Source organism: Thioclava sp. F42-5, from assembly GCF_002213195.1.
In the GTDB taxonomy this organism is placed as follows: Bacteria; Pseudomonadota; Alphaproteobacteria; order Rhodobacterales; family Rhodobacteraceae; genus Thioclava; species Thioclava nitratireducens.
In genome coordinates, this window is record NZ_NBNZ01000001.1 from 889,594 (window position 1) to 911,166 (window position 21,573).

25 protein-coding genes are annotated in these 21,573 nt (G+C 65.6%); 12 read left to right on the top strand and 13 right to left on the bottom strand.

What is annotated here, in order from left to right:
• Positions 1-4 precede the first annotated feature (4 nt).
• Positions 5-1,549: an iron uptake transporter permease EfeU gene (gene efeU, locus B6V74_RS03990; protein WP_088722009.1), complete on the bottom strand. Its 1,545-nt coding sequence runs from the start codon at positions 1,547-1,549 to the stop codon at positions 5-7.
• 278 nt (positions 1,550-1,827) lie between these two features.
• Here efeU and gndA point away from each other — a divergent pair, with 278 nt between their 5' ends.
• From gndA to B6V74_RS04045, 11 genes are all read left to right on the top strand, one after another.
• Positions 1,828-3,237: an NADP-dependent phosphogluconate dehydrogenase gene (gene gndA / locus B6V74_RS03995; protein ID WP_075776338.1), complete on the top strand. Its 1,410-nt coding sequence runs from the start codon at positions 1,828-1,830 to the stop codon at positions 3,235-3,237.
• A gap of 210 nt (positions 3,238-3,447) precedes the next feature.
• The gene (locus B6V74_RS04000; protein WP_088722010.1) at positions 3,448-4,200 is read left to right on the top strand and encodes an SDR family NAD(P)-dependent oxidoreductase; all 753 of its coding nucleotides are present in this window, start codon (positions 3,448-3,450) and stop codon (positions 4,198-4,200) included.
• Positions 4,197-5,588, top strand: a complete 1,392-nt coding sequence (gene atpD / locus B6V74_RS04005; RefSeq protein ID WP_088722011.1) for a F0F1 ATP synthase subunit beta — start codon at positions 4,197-4,199, stop codon at positions 5,586-5,588. Before B6V74_RS04000 ends, atpD begins: the two co-directional genes overlap by 4 nt.
• Entirely contained in the window at positions 5,585-5,995 is a 411-nt protein-coding gene (locus B6V74_RS04010; RefSeq protein ID WP_075776341.1) for a F0F1 ATP synthase subunit epsilon, read from the top strand. The genes atpD and B6V74_RS04010 overlap by 4 nt, the downstream gene beginning before the upstream one ends.
• Positions 5,992-6,288 carry an AtpZ/AtpI family protein gene (locus B6V74_RS04015; protein WP_075776342.1) on the top strand — a complete coding sequence of 99 codons (297 nt, stop codon included), beginning with the start codon at positions 5,992-5,994 and terminating at the stop codon, positions 6,286-6,288. Before B6V74_RS04010 ends, B6V74_RS04015 begins: the two co-directional genes overlap by 4 nt.
• Entirely contained in the window at positions 6,285-6,557 is a 273-nt protein-coding gene (locus tag B6V74_RS04020) for a hypothetical protein (RefSeq protein ID WP_088722012.1), read from the top strand. The genes B6V74_RS04015 and B6V74_RS04020 overlap by 4 nt, the downstream gene beginning before the upstream one ends.
• Complete coding sequence (locus B6V74_RS04025) at positions 6,554-7,240, top strand: F0F1 ATP synthase subunit A (protein ID WP_088722013.1); 687 nt, start codon at positions 6,554-6,556, stop codon at positions 7,238-7,240. The genes B6V74_RS04020 and B6V74_RS04025 overlap by 4 nt, the downstream gene beginning before the upstream one ends.
• A gap of 2 nt (positions 7,241-7,242) precedes the next feature.
• Positions 7,243-7,488 carry a F0F1 ATP synthase subunit C gene (locus tag B6V74_RS04030; protein ID WP_075776345.1) on the top strand — a complete coding sequence of 82 codons (246 nt, stop codon included), beginning with the start codon at positions 7,243-7,245 and terminating at the stop codon, positions 7,486-7,488.
• A gap of 2 nt (positions 7,489-7,490) precedes the next feature.
• The gene (locus B6V74_RS04035; protein ID WP_075776346.1) at positions 7,491-8,225 is read left to right on the top strand and encodes an ATP synthase F0 subunit B; all 735 of its coding nucleotides are present in this window, start codon (positions 7,491-7,493) and stop codon (positions 8,223-8,225) included.
• Positions 8,212-9,714, top strand: coding sequence for a F0F1 ATP synthase subunit alpha (locus tag B6V74_RS04040; protein ID WP_088722014.1), 1,503 nt, complete (start codon positions 8,212-8,214; stop codon positions 9,712-9,714). The genes B6V74_RS04035 and B6V74_RS04040 overlap by 14 nt, the downstream gene beginning before the upstream one ends.
• Positions 9,711-10,514 carry a F0F1 ATP synthase subunit gamma gene (locus B6V74_RS04045; protein WP_075776348.1) on the top strand — a complete coding sequence of 268 codons (804 nt, stop codon included), beginning with the start codon at positions 9,711-9,713 and terminating at the stop codon, positions 10,512-10,514. Before B6V74_RS04040 ends, B6V74_RS04045 begins: the two co-directional genes overlap by 4 nt.
• Before the next feature lie 162 nt (positions 10,515-10,676).
• On the opposite strand, the gene B6V74_RS04050 is transcribed toward B6V74_RS04045, so the two are convergent.
• The gene (locus tag B6V74_RS04050) at positions 10,677-11,096 is read right to left on the bottom strand and encodes a hypothetical protein (protein ID WP_088722015.1); all 420 of its coding nucleotides are present in this window, start codon (positions 11,094-11,096) and stop codon (positions 10,677-10,679) included.
• Positions 11,097-11,474: 378 nt separating this feature from the next.
• Between B6V74_RS04050 and B6V74_RS18895 the strand changes: the two genes are divergently transcribed.
• Positions 11,475-11,621, top strand: a complete 147-nt coding sequence (locus B6V74_RS18895; RefSeq protein WP_157771562.1) for a hypothetical protein — start codon at positions 11,475-11,477, stop codon at positions 11,619-11,621.
• Positions 11,622-11,932: 311 nt separating this feature from the next.
• Here the strand turns inward: B6V74_RS18895 and wrbA are convergent, their stop codons facing one another.
• From wrbA to speB, 11 genes are all read right to left on the bottom strand, one after another.
• Positions 11,933-12,526, bottom strand: a complete 594-nt coding sequence (gene wrbA / locus B6V74_RS04055) for an NAD(P)H:quinone oxidoreductase (protein WP_075776350.1) — start codon at positions 12,524-12,526, stop codon at positions 11,933-11,935.
• A gap of 44 nt (positions 12,527-12,570) precedes the next feature.
• Positions 12,571-13,479 (bottom strand): pirin family protein, encoded by a 909-nt coding sequence (locus tag B6V74_RS04060; RefSeq protein ID WP_088722016.1) that lies wholly within the window; start codon positions 13,477-13,479, stop codon positions 12,571-12,573.
• A 173-nt stretch (positions 13,480-13,652) separates the two neighbouring features.
• Positions 13,653-15,224: a GMC family oxidoreductase gene (locus tag B6V74_RS04065; protein ID WP_088722017.1), complete on the bottom strand. Its 1,572-nt coding sequence runs from the start codon at positions 15,222-15,224 to the stop codon at positions 13,653-13,655.
• A gap of 11 nt (positions 15,225-15,235) precedes the next feature.
• Complete coding sequence (locus B6V74_RS04070) at positions 15,236-15,760, bottom strand: Twin-arginine translocation pathway signal (RefSeq protein ID WP_088722018.1); 525 nt, start codon at positions 15,758-15,760, stop codon at positions 15,236-15,238.
• A 36-nt stretch (positions 15,761-15,796) separates the two neighbouring features.
• On the bottom strand, positions 15,797-16,192 hold the full coding sequence (locus tag B6V74_RS04075) for a VOC family protein (protein ID WP_075776354.1): 396 nt from the start codon (positions 16,190-16,192) through the stop codon (positions 15,797-15,799).
• A gap of 113 nt (positions 16,193-16,305) precedes the next feature.
• Positions 16,306-16,599, bottom strand: coding sequence for a ribbon-helix-helix domain-containing protein (locus B6V74_RS04080; protein WP_075776355.1), 294 nt, complete (start codon positions 16,597-16,599; stop codon positions 16,306-16,308).
• A gap of 118 nt (positions 16,600-16,717) precedes the next feature.
• Entirely contained in the window at positions 16,718-17,518 is an 801-nt protein-coding gene (locus B6V74_RS04085; RefSeq protein WP_075776356.1) for an ABC transporter permease, read from the bottom strand.
• Positions 17,515-18,369, bottom strand: coding sequence for an ABC transporter permease (locus tag B6V74_RS04090; RefSeq protein ID WP_088719183.1), 855 nt, complete (start codon positions 18,367-18,369; stop codon positions 17,515-17,517). The genes B6V74_RS04085 and B6V74_RS04090 overlap by 4 nt, the downstream gene beginning before the upstream one ends.
• Positions 18,366-19,406: an ABC transporter ATP-binding protein gene (locus tag B6V74_RS04095; protein ID WP_075776358.1), complete on the bottom strand. Its 1,041-nt coding sequence runs from the start codon at positions 19,404-19,406 to the stop codon at positions 18,366-18,368. The genes B6V74_RS04090 and B6V74_RS04095 overlap by 4 nt, the downstream gene beginning before the upstream one ends.
• 74 nt (positions 19,407-19,480) lie before the next feature.
• Positions 19,481-20,545 carry an extracellular solute-binding protein gene (locus B6V74_RS04100; RefSeq protein ID WP_075776359.1) on the bottom strand — a complete coding sequence of 355 codons (1,065 nt, stop codon included), beginning with the start codon at positions 20,543-20,545 and terminating at the stop codon, positions 19,481-19,483.
• Positions 20,546-20,574: 29 nt separating this feature from the next.
• Positions 20,575-21,531 (bottom strand): agmatinase, encoded by a 957-nt coding sequence (gene speB / locus B6V74_RS04105; RefSeq protein ID WP_088722019.1) that lies wholly within the window; start codon positions 21,529-21,531, stop codon positions 20,575-20,577.
• Between the last annotated feature and the right edge of the window lie 42 nt (positions 21,532-21,573).

Here is a 21,573-nt window from a genome sequence, read left to right on the forward strand (position 1 = left end):
TTGGTCAGAGGGACCTGGCGGGGAAAAACGGTGCGGGGCGCGCACGGGCGAGCGCGGAGGCCGCCAGCGCAAGCGCGATGAGGAAGAGGATCACGGGCAACTCTCGGGCCCAGAACTGATGCTCAATGCGGGCGCGGCGCAGCGCACGCAGCGCATCCGCGGCCTCTTGCGTGGCGGCAGGGGCCATGACCCAGACGCCGGTTGCCGAACCGCTGGGCGCTGAATCGACGCGCAGCGTGCGCGGCGTGGTCAGCCCACCGCCCGACAGGCGTAGCGTCACCGCGCTATGACCCTGCGCATCGAGAAGCGCATCGCCCGCTGTCCAGACGGTCACTTGCTCCAGCCGCGTCCACTCGGCCACGAAAGGCCCGGGGTTGCGCGCGGGGCTGACGCCCACCGGCAGCCGCCCACCCGCGACCTGCGCAAGCGTGGCGAGATCGACCTCGCCGGGGGCGCCCGCGATCTCGGTCTGGCTCTGCACTTGGCGATGCAGGGACGGGAGACCCAGATGCCGTTCCGGCGTCGCTTCGGCGCCCGTCAGATCGACGCGGGTCGCACCTATTTCGAGCATGTGTCCCTGCAGACGCAGATCGGGTCCGGCGGAGGTGTCGACATCTCCTTCAAGCACACGCGGCGCATGATCGGGCAGCGTCACCTGCGGCTGCGGCCAAAGCGCCGCGATACCGACGGCCAATGCCGCGAAGGCGACCGCGAGAGAGCCGCGCAGCCATTGCGCCGTGCGGGGATCGGGGCGCAGCGCACGCGGCCAATAGGTCAGCGCCGCGACCGGGACCAGATAGGCGATCCAGCCCAGCAGTTCGATCAGGCGCGGATCGGCGGGAATGCCCAGCACACCCGTGATCAGCGCCGAGCGCACTGTGCCGGGGGCCACGAGCCAGCTCAGATCGGCAATGCGCTGCTGCCCCGCAAGCAACCAGCCCGCCTCATGGGCCGAGCGCAGCGTCTGCAGCACCAGCCCCGCCGCGACGAGGATCAGGAACACGCCGGTCCAGCGGAAGAAACGCCCCAGATTGAGCCGCATCCCGCCCTGCGCGATCGCCCAGCCGAGCGCGACCGAGGCTGCGAGGCCAAGCGCCGCGCCGAGGCCCGCCCAATGTCCGGTCTGCGCGCCCGAGATCGTGGCGAGCAGGAACACCGCGGTCTCAAAGCCTTCGCGCAAAACGGCGAGGAAGGCCATCGCGGCCAGGGCGATCCGGCTCCCCTGCCCCAACGCCGCGTCGGCGTCCCGCTCGATCTGGCCCTTCAGCCCCGCCGCGTGGCGCGTCATCCACAGCACCATCAGCGTCACGAAGACGACCGCAACGGCGGCGATCACGCATTCCAGCTTTTCCTGCGCGCTTTGCGGCAGCGCAGCCTCGATCAGCGCCAGACCGGCCCCCACGCCGACCGACAGCGCCACCGCGGCAGCAACGCCCAGCCACATCTCGTGCAGACGCTCGCCCCGGGCGCGCAAAAAGGCCGCGATGATGCCGACGATCAGCGCCGCCTCGAGCCCTTCGCGCAGGCCGATGATGAATGTTGCGAGCATGGAGACGTTCCTCGTCGATTCCCGAGTAATTTGCTTGGGTATTCGTTAGCTGCGTCGACTGACGGGCGCAACCCCCTAACCCGAGTAATTTTATCGGGTACCCGGCACGGCGTTTCTTCGCGCTCGCAGCGATCAGGCGATTTGCAACTTCCGTCATCTTGGGGCAATTCGTGCAGGTCGCCCTCGCAGCGCCGCGCAATTTGGCGATACGGCGTAGCGAGCGAGGCGACACCCCGGGCCGACGGCGGCCCGCATGTAACAAATTCGGAGGCCGTATTTTGGCACAATCGCAAATCGGGCTGATCGGCCTTGGCACCATGGGCGGAATGCTCGCCCTCAACATCGCGGAAAAAGGGTTCGACATCGCGGTGTTCAACCGCACGACCAGCGTCACCAAGACTTTCCATGAGAACGCGGGTGAGCTGGCGTCGAAAATCACGCCCTGCGAGAGCCTCGAAGAGCTGGTGAAATCGATCGCGAAACCCCGCGCGATCATCCTGATGGTGCCCGCGGGCGAACCGGTCGACCAGCAGATCGAGGCGCTGCGCGCCTATCTCGACGCGGACGACCTGATCATCGACGCGGGCAACGCGAATTTCCACGACACCGAGCGCCGCGCCGCCGAAGCCGCGAAGGCCGGCCCGCGATTCCTCGGCATCGGGGTCTCGGGCGGTGAAGAAGGCGCGCGCCACGGGCCTGCGATCATGGGCGGCGGCGAGCAGCAGGACTGGGACCGCGTCGCCCCGATCCTCAATGCGATCGCGGCCAAGTTCGACGGCACGCCCTGCGCCGGTTTCATGGGCAAGGGCGGCTCGGGCCATTTCGTGAAAGCCGTGCATAACGGCATCGAATATGCCGACATGCAGATGATCGCCGAGACCTACGGCGTGATGCGCGACGGGATGGGCCTCGACTCGCAGGCCTGCGGCGAGATCTTCGCGAAGTGGGACGAAGGCGCGCTCAAATCCTACCTGATCGAGATTTCCGGAAAGGTCGCACGCGCCACCGATCCCGAGAGTGGCAAGCCGATGCTCGACATCATCCTCGACCGCGCGGGCCAGAAGGGCACTGGCCGCTGGACCGTGATCGAGGCGCAGCATCTTGCCGCCCCGGTGCCGGTGATCGAAGCGGCAGTGATGGCGCGCAACCTGTCGTCGCGCCTCGTGGCGCGCCAGCAGGGCGAGGAGATGTTCGGCGCCGCCCCCGAGGCGCTGCCTGAAGGCGCGCTGAGTGCCGACGATCTGGAGAACGCCCTGATCGCGGGCAAAATCCTGTGCTACGCGCAGGGGTTCGAGCTGCTGCGCTCGGCCAATGCGCCCTTCGACTGGGACCTGCCGCTGCCCGATATCGCCTTGGTCTGGCGTGACGGCTGCATCATCCGCTCGGCGATGCTCGACGACATGGCGAGCGCGCTCAGCGAGTCGCCCGATCGCAACCTGATGTACGCGCCCTATTTCGCGGACCTGCTGAAGACCCATCACAGCGCGCTGCGCAAGGTCGTCAGCATCGCCGCAGCCCACGGGCTCGCAGTTCCGGCCCTGTCGATGGCGCTGAGCTATTTCGACACGATGCGTACCGCACGCGGCACCGCGAACATGATTCAGGGCCAGCGCGATTTCTTCGGTGCGCACGGGTTCGAGCGCACCGATCGCGAGGGTGGCGACTTCCACGGCCCCTGGGCCATGTAAGCGCAGACTGAAGGCTTGAAGAAGTCCGCCCGCGCCTCGATGAGAGCCGCGGGCGGTTTGCATTCGGCGAACCTCCGGACGCCGCGACCCGCCCTGCAGTCACGAAGACGTGCGCATCCAGACTGCGCCCACGGCAGTTGATCCCCATCAAAGTCCCGAAGCCTCGAGCCCGTTACCCTCGTCGCATTCAAAACGGAGGCCGGGACTGCCATGACACGGGATTTCGAAGGTAAATCAGCTATCGTTACGGGCGCGGGATCTGGGATCGGCGCGGCGATCGCCAAGGAGTTGGCCGCCCGCGGCGCTTCGGTCTTGCTTGCCGATCAGAATGCGGATGCGGCCAAGTCCGTGACCGAGGAGATCCGCAAGGCAAGCGGCACGGCCGAGCCGATGGCGGTCGACGTCACCTCTGCCGATGCTGTCGAAGCGATGGTCGCCAAAGCCGTCAAGGCGTTCGGCAAGCTGGATCTCGCGGTGAACAACGCCGGCATCGGGGGCGTGCAGGCGCCGCTCGGGGAATATCCGCTCGACAGCTGGAAACACGTGATCGACGTCAATCTCAACGGGGTGTTCTACGGGATGCGCTACGAGATCGCGGCGATGCTGAAATCGGGCGGCGGGACCATCGTGAACATGTCCTCGATCCTCGGCTCGGTCGCGTTCCCCAGCGCCTGCGCCTATGTCGCGGCGAAACATGCGCTGCTCGGCCTGACGCGGGCGGCGGCGCTCGATCACGCGGCGCAGGGCATCCGCGTCAATGCGGTCGGCCCCGCCTTCATCGAGACGCCGCTTCTGTCGGGTCTGGCACCTGAGGTAAAGGACTCTCTGGTCGCCCTGCATCCGGCGGGTCGGCTCGGCACGCCTGAAGAGGTCTCGGCGCTGACCTGTTTCCTGCTATCGGACGCCGCGAGCTTCGTGAATGGCAGCTACCACCTCGTCGATGGGGGATATACCTCGCGATGAGCGTGGCCGAGGGACGTATCATCGCGGTGCGCGGGCCGGTCATCGATGCGAGCTTCGATGGCCCGCTGCCGCCGATCTATTCGATCCTCACGACCAGCGATGGCGATCCGGAGGGCAGCTTCGAGGTCCATGGCCATCTCGACGCGCATCGGGTGCGCGCCATAGCGCTGCAATCGACGCTCGGCCTGTCGCGCGGGCGAAAGCTGCACGCCACGCGCAAGCCGCTCGAAGTGCCGGTTGGCGAGGCGGTTCTGGGGCGGCTGATGGATGTGACGGGGGCGATGCGCGACGGCGGCGATCCCCTGCCCAAGGAAACACCCCGCCGCCCGATCCACGGCACGCCGCCGCGCCTGTCGGGCAGCGGCGCCGTCACCGCCTTCGAGACCGGCATAAAGGTGATCGACCTGATGCTACCGCTGGCACGCGGCGGCAAGGCCGCGATGTTCGGCGGCGCGGGCGTGGGCAAGACGGTGCTGGTGATGGAGCTCATCAACACGATGGTCGAAAAATATCAGGGCATCGCGATCTTCGCGGGCGTGGGCGAACGCTCGCGCGAGGGCCACGAGATGCTCGCCGACATGACCGACTCCGGCGTACTGGCCCGCACAGCGCTGGTCTATGGCCAGATGAACGAGCCGCCCGGCGCGCGCTGGCGGGTGCCGCTGACCGCTGTCTCCATCGCCGAGGATTTCCGCGACCGCGATCACCGCAATGTCCTTCTGATGATGGATAACGTCTTCCGCTTCGTGCAGGCGGGCAGCGAGGTCTCGGGGCTTCTGGGTCGCCTGCCTTCGCGCGTGGGCTACCAGCCTACCCTCGCCTCCGAGGTCGCCGAACTGGAGGAGCGCATCGCCTCCGCCGCAGGGGCTTCGGTCACCGCCATTCAGGCGGTCTACGTGCCGGCGGATGATTTCACCGACCCGGCCGTGACCGCGATTTCGGGGCATATGGACAGCTCCATCGTGCTGTCGCGTCAGCTGGCCTCGGAGGGAATCTACCCCGCGATCGACCCGCTTGCATCGTCGTCGCAATTGCTCGACCCCGAGATCGTCGGGGCGGAGCATTTCCAGCTGGCGGGCGAAGCGCGGGCGCTGCTGGCGCGGTTCCGCGAATTGCAGGACATCATCGCGCTGCTCGGCGTCGAGGAGCTGGGCGCGTCGGACCGGCTGGCCGTGCGCCGCGCGCGCAAGCTGCAACGCTTCCTCACCCAGCCCTTCGTCGTGACCGAGGCGTTTACCGGCCAGACCGGGCGCTCGGTGCCGCTGGCCGACACGCTGGAGGGATGCCGCGCGATCCTTTCGGGCGAGGCGGACGAGTGGTCCGATCAGTCGCTCTACATGATCGGCGGGATCGACGAGGCCCGCCAACGAGAGGAGGCCGCGGCATGAGGCTCACCATCGCCACACCGCTCGAGATCGTCGTCGATGCCAAGGACGTCACCGCGATCCGCGCCGAGGATGCGAGCGGCGGCTTCGGAATCCTGCCCGGCCATGCCGAGTTTCTCACCAGCCTCAGCATCTCGGTCATCTCCTGGGAGGCCGAGGGCAAGCGACACTATTGCGCGGTGAAGGGCGGCGTACTTATGGTCGAGAATGGCAGCGACGTCTCGGTCTCGACCCGCGCCGCAGTGACCGGCGACCTGCCGGAGCTGGGCGACACGATCCTGAAACGCTTTCAGGCCGAGGATGATGCGGCGAAGACCGAGCAGGCCGATGCCACCCGGCTGCATCTGCTCGCAATCCGACAGCTGGTGGCGAGCCTAGACGGCGCGCGAACGCGGGAGCACTGGACATGACCCACCCGCCGGAAGACCCGGACAAGACGGAGGAGCCGATGGAAAGCGCTGCGCGCCGCCACGCCGCCCGGACCGAGAAGGCGCGACGGGAGGGAGAAATCCCGCTGGGCCGCCGCTTGGGCCAGATAGGTGTGCTCGGATGGATCGTCGTGCTACCGATGCTCGCCGGAGCCGCCGGGGGACGATGGATCGACCGCAGCGCCCAGTCGGGCATCTTCTGGACCGCCGCGCTGATGATGGTGGGGCTTGTCGTGGGGTGCTGGCTCGGCTGGCGCTGGGTGCAACAGCAATGAGCGGGGTGGAGCTTCTTCTTGGCGCAGGCGCCCTGATCCTCGGCATCGGCGTGGGGCTCGTGCATTTCGCGCTGCTGCGGGCGGGAACTGATGCGATGCTGCTCGAAAGCAAGGCGCTTAAGGCGATCGCGCTGACCGTTTTGCGCTTCGGGCTGACGATCACGGTTCTCGTGGGCTGCGCGCTCTTGGGCGCCGTGCCACTGATCGCGGCGGCGCTCGGGATCGGCATTGGGCGGGCGCTCACTCTGCGACGCTCGAGGTCCGCATGAACTCGCCGCTGGAGACCGCCGTGCTGTTCTGGATCGGCCCCGTGCCGATCACGCAACCCGTCGTCACGACATGGGTGATGATGGCGATGATCGTGGCCGGCTGCTACACGCTGACCCGAAACCTGAGCCTGCAACCCGGACGCCGGCAAGCGGCGCTGGAGCTGCTGGTGACCGTGCTCGACACCCAGATCCGAGAGACGATGAGCGTCTCCCCCGACCGCTACCGCACCTTCCTCGGCGGGCTGTTCCTGTTCATCCTGATCGCGAACTGGTCCTCGCTGGTCCCCGGCGTGGAACCCCCGACCGCCAATCTGGAAACCGATGCGGCGCTGGCGCTGCTCGTTTTCGTGGCGGTGATTGTCTACGGCATTCGCGCGGGCGGCGTCGGGGGCTACCTGCGCAGTTTCGCAATGCCGACGCCGCTGATGATCCCCCTAAATCTCGTCGAGACGCTGACGCGCAGCTTCTCGCTGCTGATCCGCCTGTTCGGGAATATCATGAGCGGGGTCTTCATCATCGGCATCGTGCTCTCGCTCGCGGGGTTGTTCGTGCCGATCCCGTTCATGGCGCTCGACCTGCTGACCGGGCTCGTCCAGGCCTACATCTTTACCGTCCTCGCCATGGTGTTCATCGCGGCGGCAGTGGCGGAATCCCAACCCTCCCGAGACTCCGGAAAGGACTGATCATGGAATATGTTGAAGTGGCGAGCATCATCTCGGCCGCGGCGGCGGTGGCCTTCGGGGCGCTCGGCCCCGCGCTTGGCGAAGGGCGCTCGGTCGCGGCTGCAATGGATGCGATCGCCCGCCAGCCCGAGGCCGCGAACGCGATCTCGCGCACGCTCTTCGTCGGGCTCGCGATGATCGAGACGACGGCGATCTACTGCCTCGTGATTGCGCTTCTCCTGCTGTTCGCCAACCCGTTCATCGGCTGACCATGACACTGGACTGGTGGACGCTCGGGCTGCAGACGCTCAATGCGGCGGTACTGATCTGGCTTCTGAGCCGGGTGCTTTGGCGCCCGATCGTGAGTGCCATCCAGGCGCGTCAGGCCGAGGCCGACAAGCAATTGAGCGACGCGAGCGAGGCCGCGCGCAAGGCCGACGAGGCGAAGGCACGGGCCGAGGCGGCGCTTGATCAGGTCGGCACGCGCAAGTCCGAGATGCTGGCGCAGGCCCAGACCGAGGCCGAAGCCGCGCGCAAGGCGCTTCTGGATCACGCGCGCGCAGAGGCTGCCGACATGGCCCGCACCGCCGAGGCCGAGCGCGCTGCCCGCGCGGAGGAAGCCGAGAAGCGATATGCAGCGCGCGCAGCCGATCTGGCGCAGCGCATGGCCGAGCGGATCGGTGCGCGCCTGTCGCGGCCCGCGCTGCTCGAAGCCTACGCGACGGACCTTCTGGCGCAGGTCGCCGCCCTCGACACCGAGGATCGCGCCGCGCTCGGCTCGGAAAAGCTCATGCTACGTATCAGCGAGGCGGTGGAAGCGGGTTACGGCGAAGCGTTCGCCCGCCGCGTTGGCCAGACCCTTGGCAAAGAGATTGGTCCCGCGATCAAGACGGATGCGGCGTTGATCTGCGGCCTCGCGCTGGAGACTGAACATCTGCACCTTGAAAGCTCATGGGCCGCCGATCTCGCCCGGATGCGCAAGGAGGTGGCCAATGACACCCAATGATCCGGACGAGTGGTTGGACCGCAGCGTCAAAGCCATCGAGCGCGCGCCTCTGGGCCCCGTCGTGCGCCGCAGTGGCCGGGTGGAGCGCGTGTCCGATGGCGTCGCGATGGTGTCGGGCCTGCCCGAAGCCCGCGCCGGCGAGCGGCTGGTCTTCGAGGGCGGACAATCGGGCTTCGTGCATGTGCTCGACGAAGAGACCCTTGCGGCGGTGCTTCTCGACGATATCGCGGGCGTCGCGCAAGGCGATGCGGTGACCGGCACGGGCGACGTGATGCGGGTTCCGGTAGGGCCGGAACTGTTGGGCCGGATCGTCGACCCGCTCGGGCGGCCCCTCGACGGGCTCGGCCCGATCGCGGCCAGTGCAAAGCACCCGGTCGAACGCCCCGCCCCCGCGATCATCGACCGCGCGGCAGTGGTCGAGCCGATGCAGACCGGCACGCTGGTCGTGGATGCCCTCTTCGCGCTTGGCCGGGGGCAACGCGAGCTGATCGTGGGCGACCGCGCGACCGGCAAGACGACGCTCGCGCTCGACACGATCCTGAACCAGAAGGACGGCGACGTGACCTCGGTCTATGTCGCGATCGGTCAGAAGACCTCCTCGGTGGAGCGCGTGATTGAGACGCTTCGGCGCAACGGGGCGCTGGCGCGCACCATTGTCGTGGTCGCCGGACCGTCGACGCCGCCGGGGATGCAATGGCTCGCCCCCTTCGCGGGCATGACGATGGCAGAAGAGCTGCGTGACACCGGCGGCCACGCGCTGATCGTGCTCGACGACCTCACGCGCCACGCCGCCTCGCATCGCGAGCTTGCGCTGCTGACCCGCCAGACGCCGGGGCGTGAGGCCTATCCGGGCGATGTCTTCTACCTGCACGCCCGCCTTCTGGAACGTGCCGCGCGACTCTCGGACAAACTGGGCAGCGGCACGCTGACTGCCTTGCCTGTGGCCGAAACCGATGCCGGCAACCTCGCAGCCTTCATCCCGACCAACCTGATCTCTATCACCGACGGGCAGATCGTGCTGGATACGAAGCTGTTCAACCGCGGACAGAAACCCGCGGTGGATGTCGGCACCTCGGTCAGCCGGGTCGGCGGCAAGACGCAGGCGCACAGCCTGCGCGACGCGGCGGAGTCGATGCGGCTCGATTACGCCCAGTTTCTCGAACTGGAAATCTTCACGCGTTTCGGGGGCATGCCGGACACGCGGGTGAAGGCGCAGCTTGCGCGCGGCCGGGCGGTGCGCGCGGTGCTGGCTCAGGTCCAGCACGCGCCGCTGCGCCTCGCCGATGAGGTAGCGCTGGTTCTGGCGGTGCAGGCGGGGCTTCTCGACGGATTGGAGCCCGCGCAGATCGACGCGTTGCGCGACGCGCTTCCCGGCGCGCTCGATGCGTCGAGTCTGTCTGGGGCCGATTTCTCCGCCAAGCTTAGCGAAGGTCTGCATGACCAGATCCTGCAATGCGTGAAGGGGCTTCTGCCGGAGCCTTCGAAATGAGCGAGCAGCTTGCCGAAATCGAAGCGCGTATCGGCAGTGTCCGCACGCTGGCCTCGGTGATCCGGGCGATGCGCGCCATCGCGGGTGCGCGCGTGCGCCAGACGCAGGGACAGCTTGCCTCGGTCGACCTGCACGCGGCGACGGTGAGCCGCGCGCTGGACCGGGTGCTCTCGCTCGCCCCCGAGCCGCCCAAACCCGAAGGGCCGCCGCTCACCGTTCTGTTTCTGGCGGAGCAGGGTTTCGCGGGCTCGTTCAACGCCCGGCTACTGAGCGCGTTGGGAACGCCGCCCGGCGGCCTCGTCGTAATCGGGACGCGCGGCGCAGCGCTGGCGGCGGAACAAGGGCTGAGCGCGCTTGCGCAGTTCCCCTTGCCCTCCCACGGCCCGGCAATCCCGCCCTTCGCGGACCGGCTGGCCGAGACATTGCTTCAGCTTGCGGGCCGGGCGCCGATCGACGCGTTTCACGCCCAGACGGAAGACGGCAGCTGGAAGGCCTGCCGTCGCCGCATCTTCCCCCGTCCGGCCCAGCCGAGCGCACCGCCGAGCCAGCCGCCCCTGTTGACGCTGCCGCCGGAGCAGCTTTGCGCCGCGCTTTTCGCCGAGATGCTGCATGCGGAACTGTGCCGCGTCGCGCTGCACGCCACGGCGGCGGAGAACACCGCCCGGATGCTCGCAATGGCCTCCGCCCAGGGGACGACCGAGCGCAAGCTCGACGCGCTGGAACAGACCGCACGGATTTCGCGGCAGGAAGCGGTCACTACGGAAATTCTGGAGCTTTCGGCCGGGGTCACGTCCAGCTGAGCTGAAACGTCGTCAAACCCACCGCGCAAGCATCGCCACGGCGGAAAACGGCTTCGGCCGAGACCGCGGGTTGCAGGAAAAGGTCTAAGATTCGCGATCGCCCGCGCGCCCGAGTGGTCTCGGGACATCCGCGCGGGGCAAGCAATTTGAAGAGCGGGCCGGTCAGTGCAGCCGCGCGTCGGACAGAGCGAGCTGCTCTGCATAGCCGCCGCGGACCTTGAGCGACGACAGCATCGGCTGGGACTGCATGATGTAGCCCTCGAGGAAGGTGACGAGGGCGATGCGCCAGCGGCGTTCGATCTCGATATAGGGATCGGAAGTGGCGAACGAGCTCACGTTGACCGACACCGAGAATTTTTGGGGGTCGAAGGTCGCGCGCTGATCGAGCAACTCGGCGCGCAGGGTCGAGGTGAATACTTTTTCCGGCTGCGCCAGTGTCGCCAGCCCTGTCAGGTCGATCGAGTCGGTCGACGCATAATCGCGAGCACCGCCGAGGAACCGAAGAGAGAATTTTCCGATTTCCGCAACACCGCGCTCGCCAACCTTAACAAGCAATTCGAGCGACACGTGTTCAACATTCATAATCATTACCTCCGTTGGTCGCGAGTAGCCCCGAATGGGCCGTTGCGGCTCGCCGACGGGGGCTGGATCACATGCAAGCGCGGCGATGTTGTGACTTGATTTGGGCAACTATGTCAAAGTTAGTTTTCACGTTACGTCACCTATCGGGACAGCGGCGGCGAGTCCATCGGCGGGATCGGCCGCTTGCGAAATATCGCTGCGGCCATCGCCCGCGCATAAGGAGCGGCAGAGCTGCCTCGAGGGTCGTCTCGCCAGTGCCGCTAAGCACATCGGCCACAACAAAAACATTGCCGCGCCGCACGGTGCGCCCCAAATAGTTGAACCGGGTCGTTCACCCGAGCGACCTAGTTCATTTGAAATTTTCGAGAGGAACCCGACATGCAAAGCCCGATGAAGAAAAAAGCCGTGCTCGCTCTGGTCGCAAGCTGCGCCCTGGGAATCCTGGCTGCCTGCAACCAGACTCAGGGCACGGCGACCTATCCCGACGTTCCGAACATGAAGGCGAATATCGAAAACCCGATGTGAACTCGCGGCGGCTTTTTCGCCGCGCCCATGCCTCGCTCCCTCTCTTGAACAAGCTTGAATAAGAGCCGAGAGCGAGGCGGGAGCCGGCCCGCCACTGACGCGGCGCATCATTGCCGGCAAAGAGAACATCGGGCGCGCTCCCGCGCCGCTCGCGCGTTCGCTCATATGGGCCTGTAGCGACTTGCTGCCGCTCAGCAGACGACTGAAAGGGGCTTCGTCCGGCTCGAGGAAGGAACCGGCACCGGACCGATGTAAAAACAGGTGCGCCCCGCCCAGAAAGGGCGGAGGCGCTTTCTCAATCTCGGGAAAGATCAGCCGACGAGCTTCGCCGTCATCTCGACCAGGCGCTTGGCCTGATGGGCAATCGCGGCCTTACCGGCCTCGTCGACACCGCCGGCGTTAGTCGAGAAGCCGTAGGGGTTGCCGCCCGCGTTGAAGATCGCTTCGTCGGTATAGCCGGGCGCGACGATGATGCAGCCCCAGTGCATGGCCGTGGTGTAGAGACCAAGGATCGTCGCCTCTTGCCCGCCATGGGCGTTCTGCGCGCTGGTGGTCGCGGTGAAGGTCTTGTTGGCGAGCTTGCCCGCGCCCCAGAGGCCGCCCAGCGTGTCGATGAAGGCGCGCATCTGGCTTGCGGAGACGCCGTAGCGGGTCGGCCCGGAGAAGAAATAGCCATCGGCCCATTCCATATCGTCAGGGGTCACTTCCGGAATGTCGCTCATCTTCTCCAGCTGGTTTTTCCAGGCGTCCTGACCTTCGACGACGGCTTTCGGGGCCGTTTCGGGAATGCGGCGCAGGCGCACCTCGGCCCCGGCGGCCTCGGCGGCTTCTGCTGCGGCCAGCGCGACGGCGTGGTTGGTGCCATAGGTGGAATAAAAGACGATTGCGATCTTCGGTTGTGCCATTTCTATCTCCTGTGTTGGGAAGGGTCTGAGGGGCAACGGCGCCCTCAGCCGTGTTTGATGAAGGTGCCGTTGTTGAGTTCGGTGAGCGCCTGGCGCAGTTCATCCTGCGTGTTCATGACGATCGGGCCGTGCCATGCGACGGGCTCCTGAATCGGACGCCCCGTCATCAACAGGAAACGGAGGCCTTCGTTCCCGGCCTGCACCGTGATTTCGTCGCCTGCTCCGAAACGGACAAGCGTGCGGTTGCCGGTCATGTCGCGGATATTCAGCTCCTGCCCGCGATATTCCTTCTCGACCTTGATGCCGACCGGATCGCTGGCATCACGGAAGGTGCCGGAGCCCGCGAAGACATAGGCGAGCGCATTGGAGCGCGTATCGACCGGCAGTACCTTGCGGCGTCCCGCGGGAATCGACACGTCAAGCAGCATCGGATTTGCGGCGATCCCGTCGACGGGACCGGTCTTGCCCCAGAACGAACCGATGATGACCTTGACGGTCGTGCCGTCGTCATCGCCTTCGATCGGGATATCGCTGGCCGTGATATCCTGATAGCGCGGCGCCGTCATCTTGAGCGCCGAGGGAAGGTTGGCCCAAAGCTGGAAGCCGTGCATCTGCCCCTTGGCATTGCCCGAAGGCATTTCCTGATGGACGATACCGGAGCCTGCGGTCATCCACTGCACGCTGCCTGCGCCGAGAAGCCCGCGATTGCCGAGCGAATCCGCATGCTCCACCTGCCCGTCGAGCACATAGGTGATGGTTTCGATGCCGCGATGCGGGTGCCACGGGAAGCCCTTGGAATAGAGCCGCGGATCGTCGTTGCGGAAATCGTCCATCATCAGGAACGGGTCGGTCAGCGACGGATCCCCGAAGCCGAATACGCGGTGCAGATGAACACCGGCGCCTTCGAGCGCGGGTTGCGCCTGACTGGTGGCCGAGACGGGTCGAAAGGTCATGGAAGCCTCCAAATGTCGTTGACCAGAGTTTGGGGCTTCTCCAGGAAAATGAAATTAGCGAAGGTCCCGCATGTCCTGTGCGCAAGCGCGCAGACGGGCAAAGGTTCCGCAAAAAGAACCGGGCCACCCTTGAGCAGCCCGGTCGTCTTTTGCCTTAGCTGATCCGCTCGGGATCAGATGTTTCCCTTCGACATCTCCCCGGCGATGAAGTCAGCCTGCCGGATCGCGAGCGCCACGATGGTCAGCGTGGGGTTTTCGGCGGCGCCGGTCGTGAATTGGGAGCCGTCCGAGATGAACAGGTTGGGCACGTCATGGGTCTGGCCGTGTTTGTTCACCACACCGTCGCGCGGGTTCTCGGACATCCGGTTGGTGCCGAGGTTATGTGTCGAGGGATAGGGCGGCGTCGGCAGCGTCCGGGTCGCCCCAACCGCTTCGTAGATCGCCTTGCCACGGGCATAGGCGTGATCGCGCATCGCCCGATCGTTCGGGTGATCGGTGTAATTCACATTCGCGACCGGCAGCCCGTAGGCGTCCTCGACCGAGTGGTTGAGCGTGATGCGGTTGGTCTCCTGCGGCATGTCTTCGCCCACGATCCACATCCCGGCCATGTTCTCGTAGCTGTCGAGCGCAGTCGTGAACTCGCGCCCCCAGCCGCCCGGATCGAGGAAGGCCGCCATGAAGGGCAGACCGAGGCTGAGCGTCTCCAGCTCGTACCCGCCGACGAAACCGCGCGAGGGATCGTGACGCGCCTCGTCGCGGACGATGCCCGCCATCGTCGTGCCGCGCCACATCTTCACCGGCTTGTCGAAGATGCCGTAGACCGAGCCCGTGGTGTGCCGCATGTAGTTGCGCCCCACCTGCCCCGAGGAGTTCGCAAGCCCGTCGGGGAACATCGCCGAATGCGAGTTCAGCAGCACGCGCGGACTCTCGATCGAGTTGCCCGCGACGCAGACGATCTTGGCCTTCTGCATCTGCAGGTTGCCGTCCTTGTCGAAATACTCGACGCCCGACGCGCGGCCCTTGTCGTCATGCAGGATACGCGCGACATGACAGTGATCGCGGACCTCCAGATTGCCGGTCGCCTCGCCGCGCGGAATATCCGTATAGGCCGACGACCACTTGGCGCCCCATTTGCAGCCCTGGAAACAGAAGCCCGTCTGCTGGCACGACATCCGGTCGTCGTAGTCGATCGAGTTGATCGCCATATGGCCTGTATTGACCTCTTGGTAGCCAAGCGACTTCGCGCCTTTCTCCAGCACCTTGAAGTTGTTGTTGCCCGGCAAGCCCGGACGATCGCCGGTGCGGGTCACACCCAGCTTCGCCTCGGCCTTGTCGTAATAGGGCGCAAGCTCCGCCGGATCGATCGGCCAGTCGAGCAGGTTTGCCCCGTCGACATTGCCGTAATGGGTCTTCGTCTTGAACTCATGGTCCTGAAAGCGAAGGCTCGCCCCGGCCCAGTGGATCGAGGTGCCGCCGACCGCTTTCACGATCCATGCGGGCAGACCCGAGAAATCCTTGGCCACGCGCCAGTCGCCGCTCGTGGTGCGCGGCTCGGTCCAGGCGAGCTGGCCGAAGCTTTCCCATTCGTCATTGATGTAATCTTCGGGCAGATAGCGACCGCCCGCCTCGAGCGCCACGACCTTGACGCCCTTCTGCGCCAACTCGTTGGCCAGCACACCGCCGCCAGCGCCAGTGCCGATGATGACAACGACGCTGTCGTCGCTCAGATCAAATTTCGCAACCATGTCTGCCTCCCTTACAGCCAGTCGATGTCGTCAAAACCGCGGTTGATGTAGCCGCCCTTGGAATAGGACTCGCCCTCGTAGCCGAAGATCGGCCAGACCGCTTTCTGGTTGTAGAGGCCGGTCACCAGACCACCCCGAATCTTCTGGAAGAAGGGGCTCTCCTCCATGCCCCGCAGGATCATGACGCGATCCTTCTCCCAGCCGGTTTCAAGGTAATTCGCGAAGCCTTTGCCGCGCGCCGCCGCATCGAGCGCGGCGATGCCGGCTTCGATCTCGTCGGCCGCATCTGGGCTGTCATAGCCTTTCACCGCGATGACATAATACTGGTCGTCGACCCTGTCGTGCGGATAGATATCGCGCGCCATCTGCACCAGCGTCGCGAAGGTCGTGGGCTTGATCGCCGAGAGCTCGGTGGCCCAGGCAGCATTGCGCGCCGCCATGAACCCCGACCCCACGACGAAGCTCGCCCCTGCCGCGGTCGCCCGCGCCAGCAGCTGCCGTCTGGTCAGCCCTTTCGAGCTTGCCTTGGTCGTCATTGTCGTCTCCTCCCTGATGTCTCCCTTAGGAAAATCTCACTTGAAGCGGCCTTCGCGCGCGAGCACCTCGATCTGGTATCCGTCCGGATCGGCCACGAAAAAGAACTTCGCGACGACCTCCCCTGCCGGCGCGAATTCCACGAGTTTGCGGGGCGCGAGGCCCTCCGCCTCGAAGCGCTTGTGCTCGGCTTCGAGATCATCGACCGCGACCGCGAAATGGCCGTAGCCATCGCCGAGGTCATAGGGCTCGGTCCGGCCCTTGTTGACGGTGAGTTCCAATTCGAAATCGCTTTCGGGATTGCTCAGATAGACGAGCGTGAATTCCGGAAAGTCGAGACGGTCGGCGACCTTGAGGCCGAAAGCCTTGTCGTAAAACGCGACCGAGCGGTCCTCGTCGAGGACACGGATCATGGAATGAATGGATTTTGCCACCGGTTGCTCCCGCTGTAGTGCTGTCAGTTGTCCTGAGAGCGTAGCAGCGGGCGAAGGTGGGGCGGGTAGTAGGTCTATACTACCCCTCAAGAATGTTTGACGTCAGGCTTGCGCTACTCTGCAGCGACGGCGAGCGGTGCGCGATCGGCCGAGATCTCCATGAATTTCAGGCAGGCACAGCGCAGGAGCGACGTGAAGTTCGACGGCTCCCCGCGCAGTTCGAGCACTTCGGCATGCAGCGTCGAGATGAAGGTCGGCGTGGATACCCCGTCCCGCGCCGCGATCTCGTCGAGAATATCCCAGAAGGCGTTCTCGAGCCGGATGCTCGTGCTTTGCCCGTTGAGCCGAAGCCTGCGTGTCTCGCTGGAATAACGCTCCGGATCCTGACCGGCGAATACATGGCACATATCGTCTCTCCTCCCTCGGATCCGATTGCCGGGGCGAACCAAGATTCACCCGAGACTCAAGAATATGGGCAATCCGGAGCGGGTCAATCGTGTTGTGAGAGCGGACGGAGAGGCCCGCCTATTCGCTCGATCCCCGCTCAGACCCCATCAAACGCGGCAGATCGCCGAACTTGCCGATCAGCCCGAAGACGACCGCTGCAAGCAGAACGAAAAGCACCGACACCACCCCGAGGATCGGCGTGTAGCCGTAGCGCAGGGCGTTGAAGATCTTGATCGGGATCGTCTCGACGGTAAAGCCCGCGACCATGTAGGCAATGATGTATTCGTTGAGGCTGAGCACGAAGGCGAAGGCATAGCCCGACACGATGAAGGGCAGCACCAGCGGACCGATCACCGTGCGCAGCACCGTCCAGCGCCCTGCCCCCATCACGCGGGCGGCCTCCAGCAGCGCGCGGTCGATGCCCTTCAACCCGAGCGAGATCGTCACCAGCGGCAGCGTCACGAGAAAGACGGCATGCGAGACGATCGTGGCCCAGATCTGCCCGTACCCGCCGACCGTCATCCAGAACACCATGAAGCCCAGAGCGGAGATCACCGGCGGCAGCGTGAAGGGCGCGAGCCCCAGCCCGGTCAGCAGCCGCGCCGCGATGCCGTTGCGCTCCCACGCGAACAGCGCGAGCGGCAGCGCGACTGAGACCGAGAGCGCAGAGGCGCAAGCCGCGATCAGCAGCGAATGGCCCAGCGGCACCAGCCACGCGCTGTCCTGAAACAGCGTGCCATACCAGCGCAGCGACGGCTCCACCGGGGGGAAGCGCAGGGTCTGCGGCCCGTTCAGCGACACTCCGGTCACGACGACCAGCGGCGCAAGCAGCAAGAGCAGGATCACGATCACATAGGCGCGTTTCAACCAGCTTGTCATGATGCGCTCCTTTGCCGTCCGGCGAGCGAGGCGAGGCCCACGAGGGCCAGCGCCACCAGCATCAGGAAGATCGACATCGCCGCGGCGAACGGCAGGTTCGTCTGGTAGATCGCCTGATCGGTGATGTGGACCGAGAGCGTCCAGTCCTCGGAGCGACCCAAGAGCTGCGGCAGAAGATAGGAGCCCAGCGTGAAGACGAAGACGAGGATGAAGGCGCCCACGATCGCTCCGCGCAGGTTGGGCACGATCACCCCGAAGAAGGCGCGCGAGGCGGAGGCCCCCATGACGCGGGCGGCCTCGACGATCTCGGGATCGAGCCGGGAGACCGGCGGGTAGAGCACCAGCACCGCGAAGGGAAAGCCGATATAGCAAAGCCCGGTGATCAGCGCGAAGAGCGACGGCGTATAGGCGCGCGGCGCATCGATCATCCCGAGCCAGTAGAACAGGTTCGAAATCCCCGCCGTCTTCGACAGCAGTGTCGAGAGCGAGAAGCCGATGATGACCTCCGAGAGCGACAGCACCGAGAGCAGCACCACGAGCGCGACGGTCTGCGCGCGATGGCTCATCGAGGCGAGGAAGACGGTGAACGGAAAGGCCAGCACGACGCAGATCGCGGCCGCCGCCAGCGACACGCCAACCGAGACGCCCATCACCTTGGCGAAGAAGGCGGTCATGAACCGCGCGTAATGGGTAAGCTCGAAGCCCGGGATGAAGGCGCCGGCCGGATCGCGTTGCGAGACCGACACGGCGACCATGATCCCGAAGGGCACAAGGAAGAAGACCGCCAGCATCAGCGCCGGCCAAAGACCGACCCAACCCGGTGTCGCACGCATCTCGGTATTCTGGCTCATGTCACCACCACACGCTCGCCCGGGCGGAAGCTGAGGCTGACCCGGTCGCCGGGGCGATAGCTCGCCTGCGTCTCGGGGGAGAGCTGTGCAGTGATCTCTTGGCCTTGCGCATCCAGCAGCACATGGCGGCTTTCGCCGAGATCGCGCAGGAAGGTCACTTCCGCCTCGATGCCGCCAGCGCCCGCGGGCTCGATGGCGACATGCTCGGGCCGGATCGAAAGCTGCGCCTCGCCTTGCTCGAGAGCGATCCTGTCGCCCTCGGCAATCGGCAACCGCGCGCCCAGCACCTCGATCGCGCCGTCGCGGACGGTGCAGGGCAGCAGGTTCGTCGTGCCGATGAAGCCCGCCACGAAAGCATTCGCCGGGTTGCGGTAGATCTCCATCGGCGCGCCCGCCTGCTGGATCACGCCGTCCTTCATCACGATGACCAGATCGGCCATGGTGAGCGCCTCTTTCTGGTCGTGGGTGACGACGATCGTAGTCACGCCCAGGCTTTGCTGGATCTGGCGCAGCTCGATCTGCATATGCTCGCGCAGGCCCGCGTCGAGCGCCGAGAGCGGCTCGTCGAGCAGGAAGACCTTCGGGTCGATGGCGAGACCACGCGCAATCGCGACACGCTGACGCTGGCCGCCCGAGAGCTGGTCGATCCGCCGCGCGCCCATGCCGGGCAGGCGCACCAGTTTCAGCAGTTCATCGGCCTTCGCGTCTCGCTTGGCGCGGTCTGCGCCGCGGATCGCGAGCGGATAGGTGATGTTTCCCGCCACGTCGAGATGCGGGAAAAGCGCCAGCGACTGGAACACCATGCCCATGTCGCGGCGGTGGGTGGGGACCTTCGTCTGGTCATCGCCATCGACGACCACTCGGCCTTTGGTCGGCGTCTCGAGCCCGGCGACCACCCGCAGAAGCGTGGTCTTGCCGCAGCCCGAGGGACCCAGAAGGCAGACGAATTTCCCCGTCGGTATCTCGAGCGAAACATCATCGAGGGCGGTGAACGACCCGAATTTCTTGCTTAGCCGCTCGATGCGCAGATTGGTCATCGCTGTCCTGTTTCCTCAAAGCAAATAGACGCCGTGGCGACATGCGGACGCCACGGCGCAAGTTAGTAGCCAAATCAGCCGGTGATCATTTCCGACCACTTCTGATTGATCCAGTCACCGCGGTCCACATAGATATCGTAGAGCGGCAGGATCGGCTGCTTGTCCGAGGACACGGCCGCGAATTCCTCGTCGGTCAGGTCGGTCTTCTCGCGCGGCACGGTCGGCGCGGTGCCGACATTGCGCGACAGCTTCGCCTGAATTTCCGGCTGGGCCATGTAGTCGATGAAGATCTGCGACTGATCGAGCGCGCTCGACGCCTTCGACACCACCCACGAGCCGGAATCGAGCACCGCGCCCTCATCCGGGAAGGTCGAACGCACGGGCTTGCCCTGCGACGCGGCCAGCGAGGTCACGTCGTGGTAATACTCGCCCATCGGGATTTCGCCGGTCTCGAGCGCCTGCTGGAACTGGCCCTCGTCGCGATACCACAGGCGCACATTCGGCTTCACCTCGGCGAGCTTGTCCATGACCTTGAGGATGCCCTCCTCGGTCTTGAGGATGTCGGTGCCGCCGAAATAGGTGGTCGCGGTAATCTCGAGCAGGAAGGAATTTGTCGCGAGCGACATCAGCCCGAGCTTGTCCTTGTTCGCCGGATCCCACAGCGCCTTCCACGAGGCGGGCGCATCGGCATAGGCGTCGGTATTGGTCACCAGCGTGATATACCAGCTGACCGCGCCGGTTCCGTAGACGCTGCCATCCTCATAGCGATGCACGAAGTGATCGGGGAGCACGGAGATGTTGCTCATCTTGTCCGCGTCGAGCTTGGCCCAAAGGCCCGAGCGCTCGCCCTTGATACGCGGCAGCTGCGCGATCATCGACACGTCCGCCGGGGCCTGATTTGCGCGCGCCGCCTGCGACAGCTGCACCAGCCACGCCTCGCCCGTGGGCTCGGCGATGCTTTCGACCTCGATACCCGTGGCGGCCGTGAAATCGGGGTAGATGAACTTGTCGAAGCTGTCTTTGAAGTAGCCGCCATAGGTGCCGACCTTCAGCGTCGAAGAGGCCGCGCGCAGCACGGTCGGAGCCGCAAGCGCGGCCGTTCCAAGCGCGGCACTTACCAGAAACTCACGTCTTTTCATTGGATATTCTCCCTGTTGTCCGGCTTGTCTTAACGCCCTTGCGGCACGCCGGGCAGCGCGCAGAGCATTTCGTAGAGGAAGTTCGCGGCGATCACCGCCGTGTTGCCTGCCATGTCGTAGGGCGGCGAGACCTCTACCAGATCGCAGCCCACGAGGTTGAGCCCCGCCGTCCCGCGAATGATCTCGAGTCCCTGCATCGTCGTCAGCCCGCCAACCTCGACCGTGCCCGTGCCGGGCGCGAAGGCCGGATCGAGGCTGTCGATATCGTAGGACAGATAGACCGGCGCGTCACCGATTTGCGCACGGATATCCGCCATCAGCGGCGCGAGCGATTTGTGCCAGCACTCTTCGGCCTGGATGCAGGTCCAGCCGCGCTCGCGGCCCCAGTCGAAATCGTCGGTGCCGTAACCGGTACCGCGCAGACCGATCTGGAAGACCTTGTCGTTGATCAGGCAGTCCTCTTCCCAGGCGCGGCGGAACGGGCAGCCATGGGCGGCCGTCTCTCCGAACATATTCGCGTTGGTGTCGGAATGCGCATCGACATGGATCAGCGCGACCGGCCCGTGTTTCTCCTTGATCGCACGCAGGATCGGCCAGGTGAGCGTGTGGTCGCCGCCTAGCGTGAGCGGGATCGCATCCTGCGCGAGGATGCCGCGATAATGCTCCGCGATGATCTCCACCGACTTCTTCAGATCATACAGGTTGATTGGCACGTCGCCGATATCGGCCACCTGCAGATGCTCGAACGGGGCCGCGCCCGTGGCCATGTTGTAAGGCCGGATCATCCGGCTTTCGTCGCGGATCTGGCGCGGGCCGAGACGTGTGCCCGGGCGGTTCGACGTACCGATATCCATCGGAATGCCAACGAAACACGCGTCGAGCCCCTCCGCCGTCGGTGCGGAGGGCAGTCGCATCATCGTCGCGGGCCCGCCGGTGCGCGGCATCGCGTTTCCGCTCAGAGGCTGATTGTATCGGTGTTCGGTCATCGCAATCTCCGTAATTCGCGGAAGCATGCGTCGCGACGATGG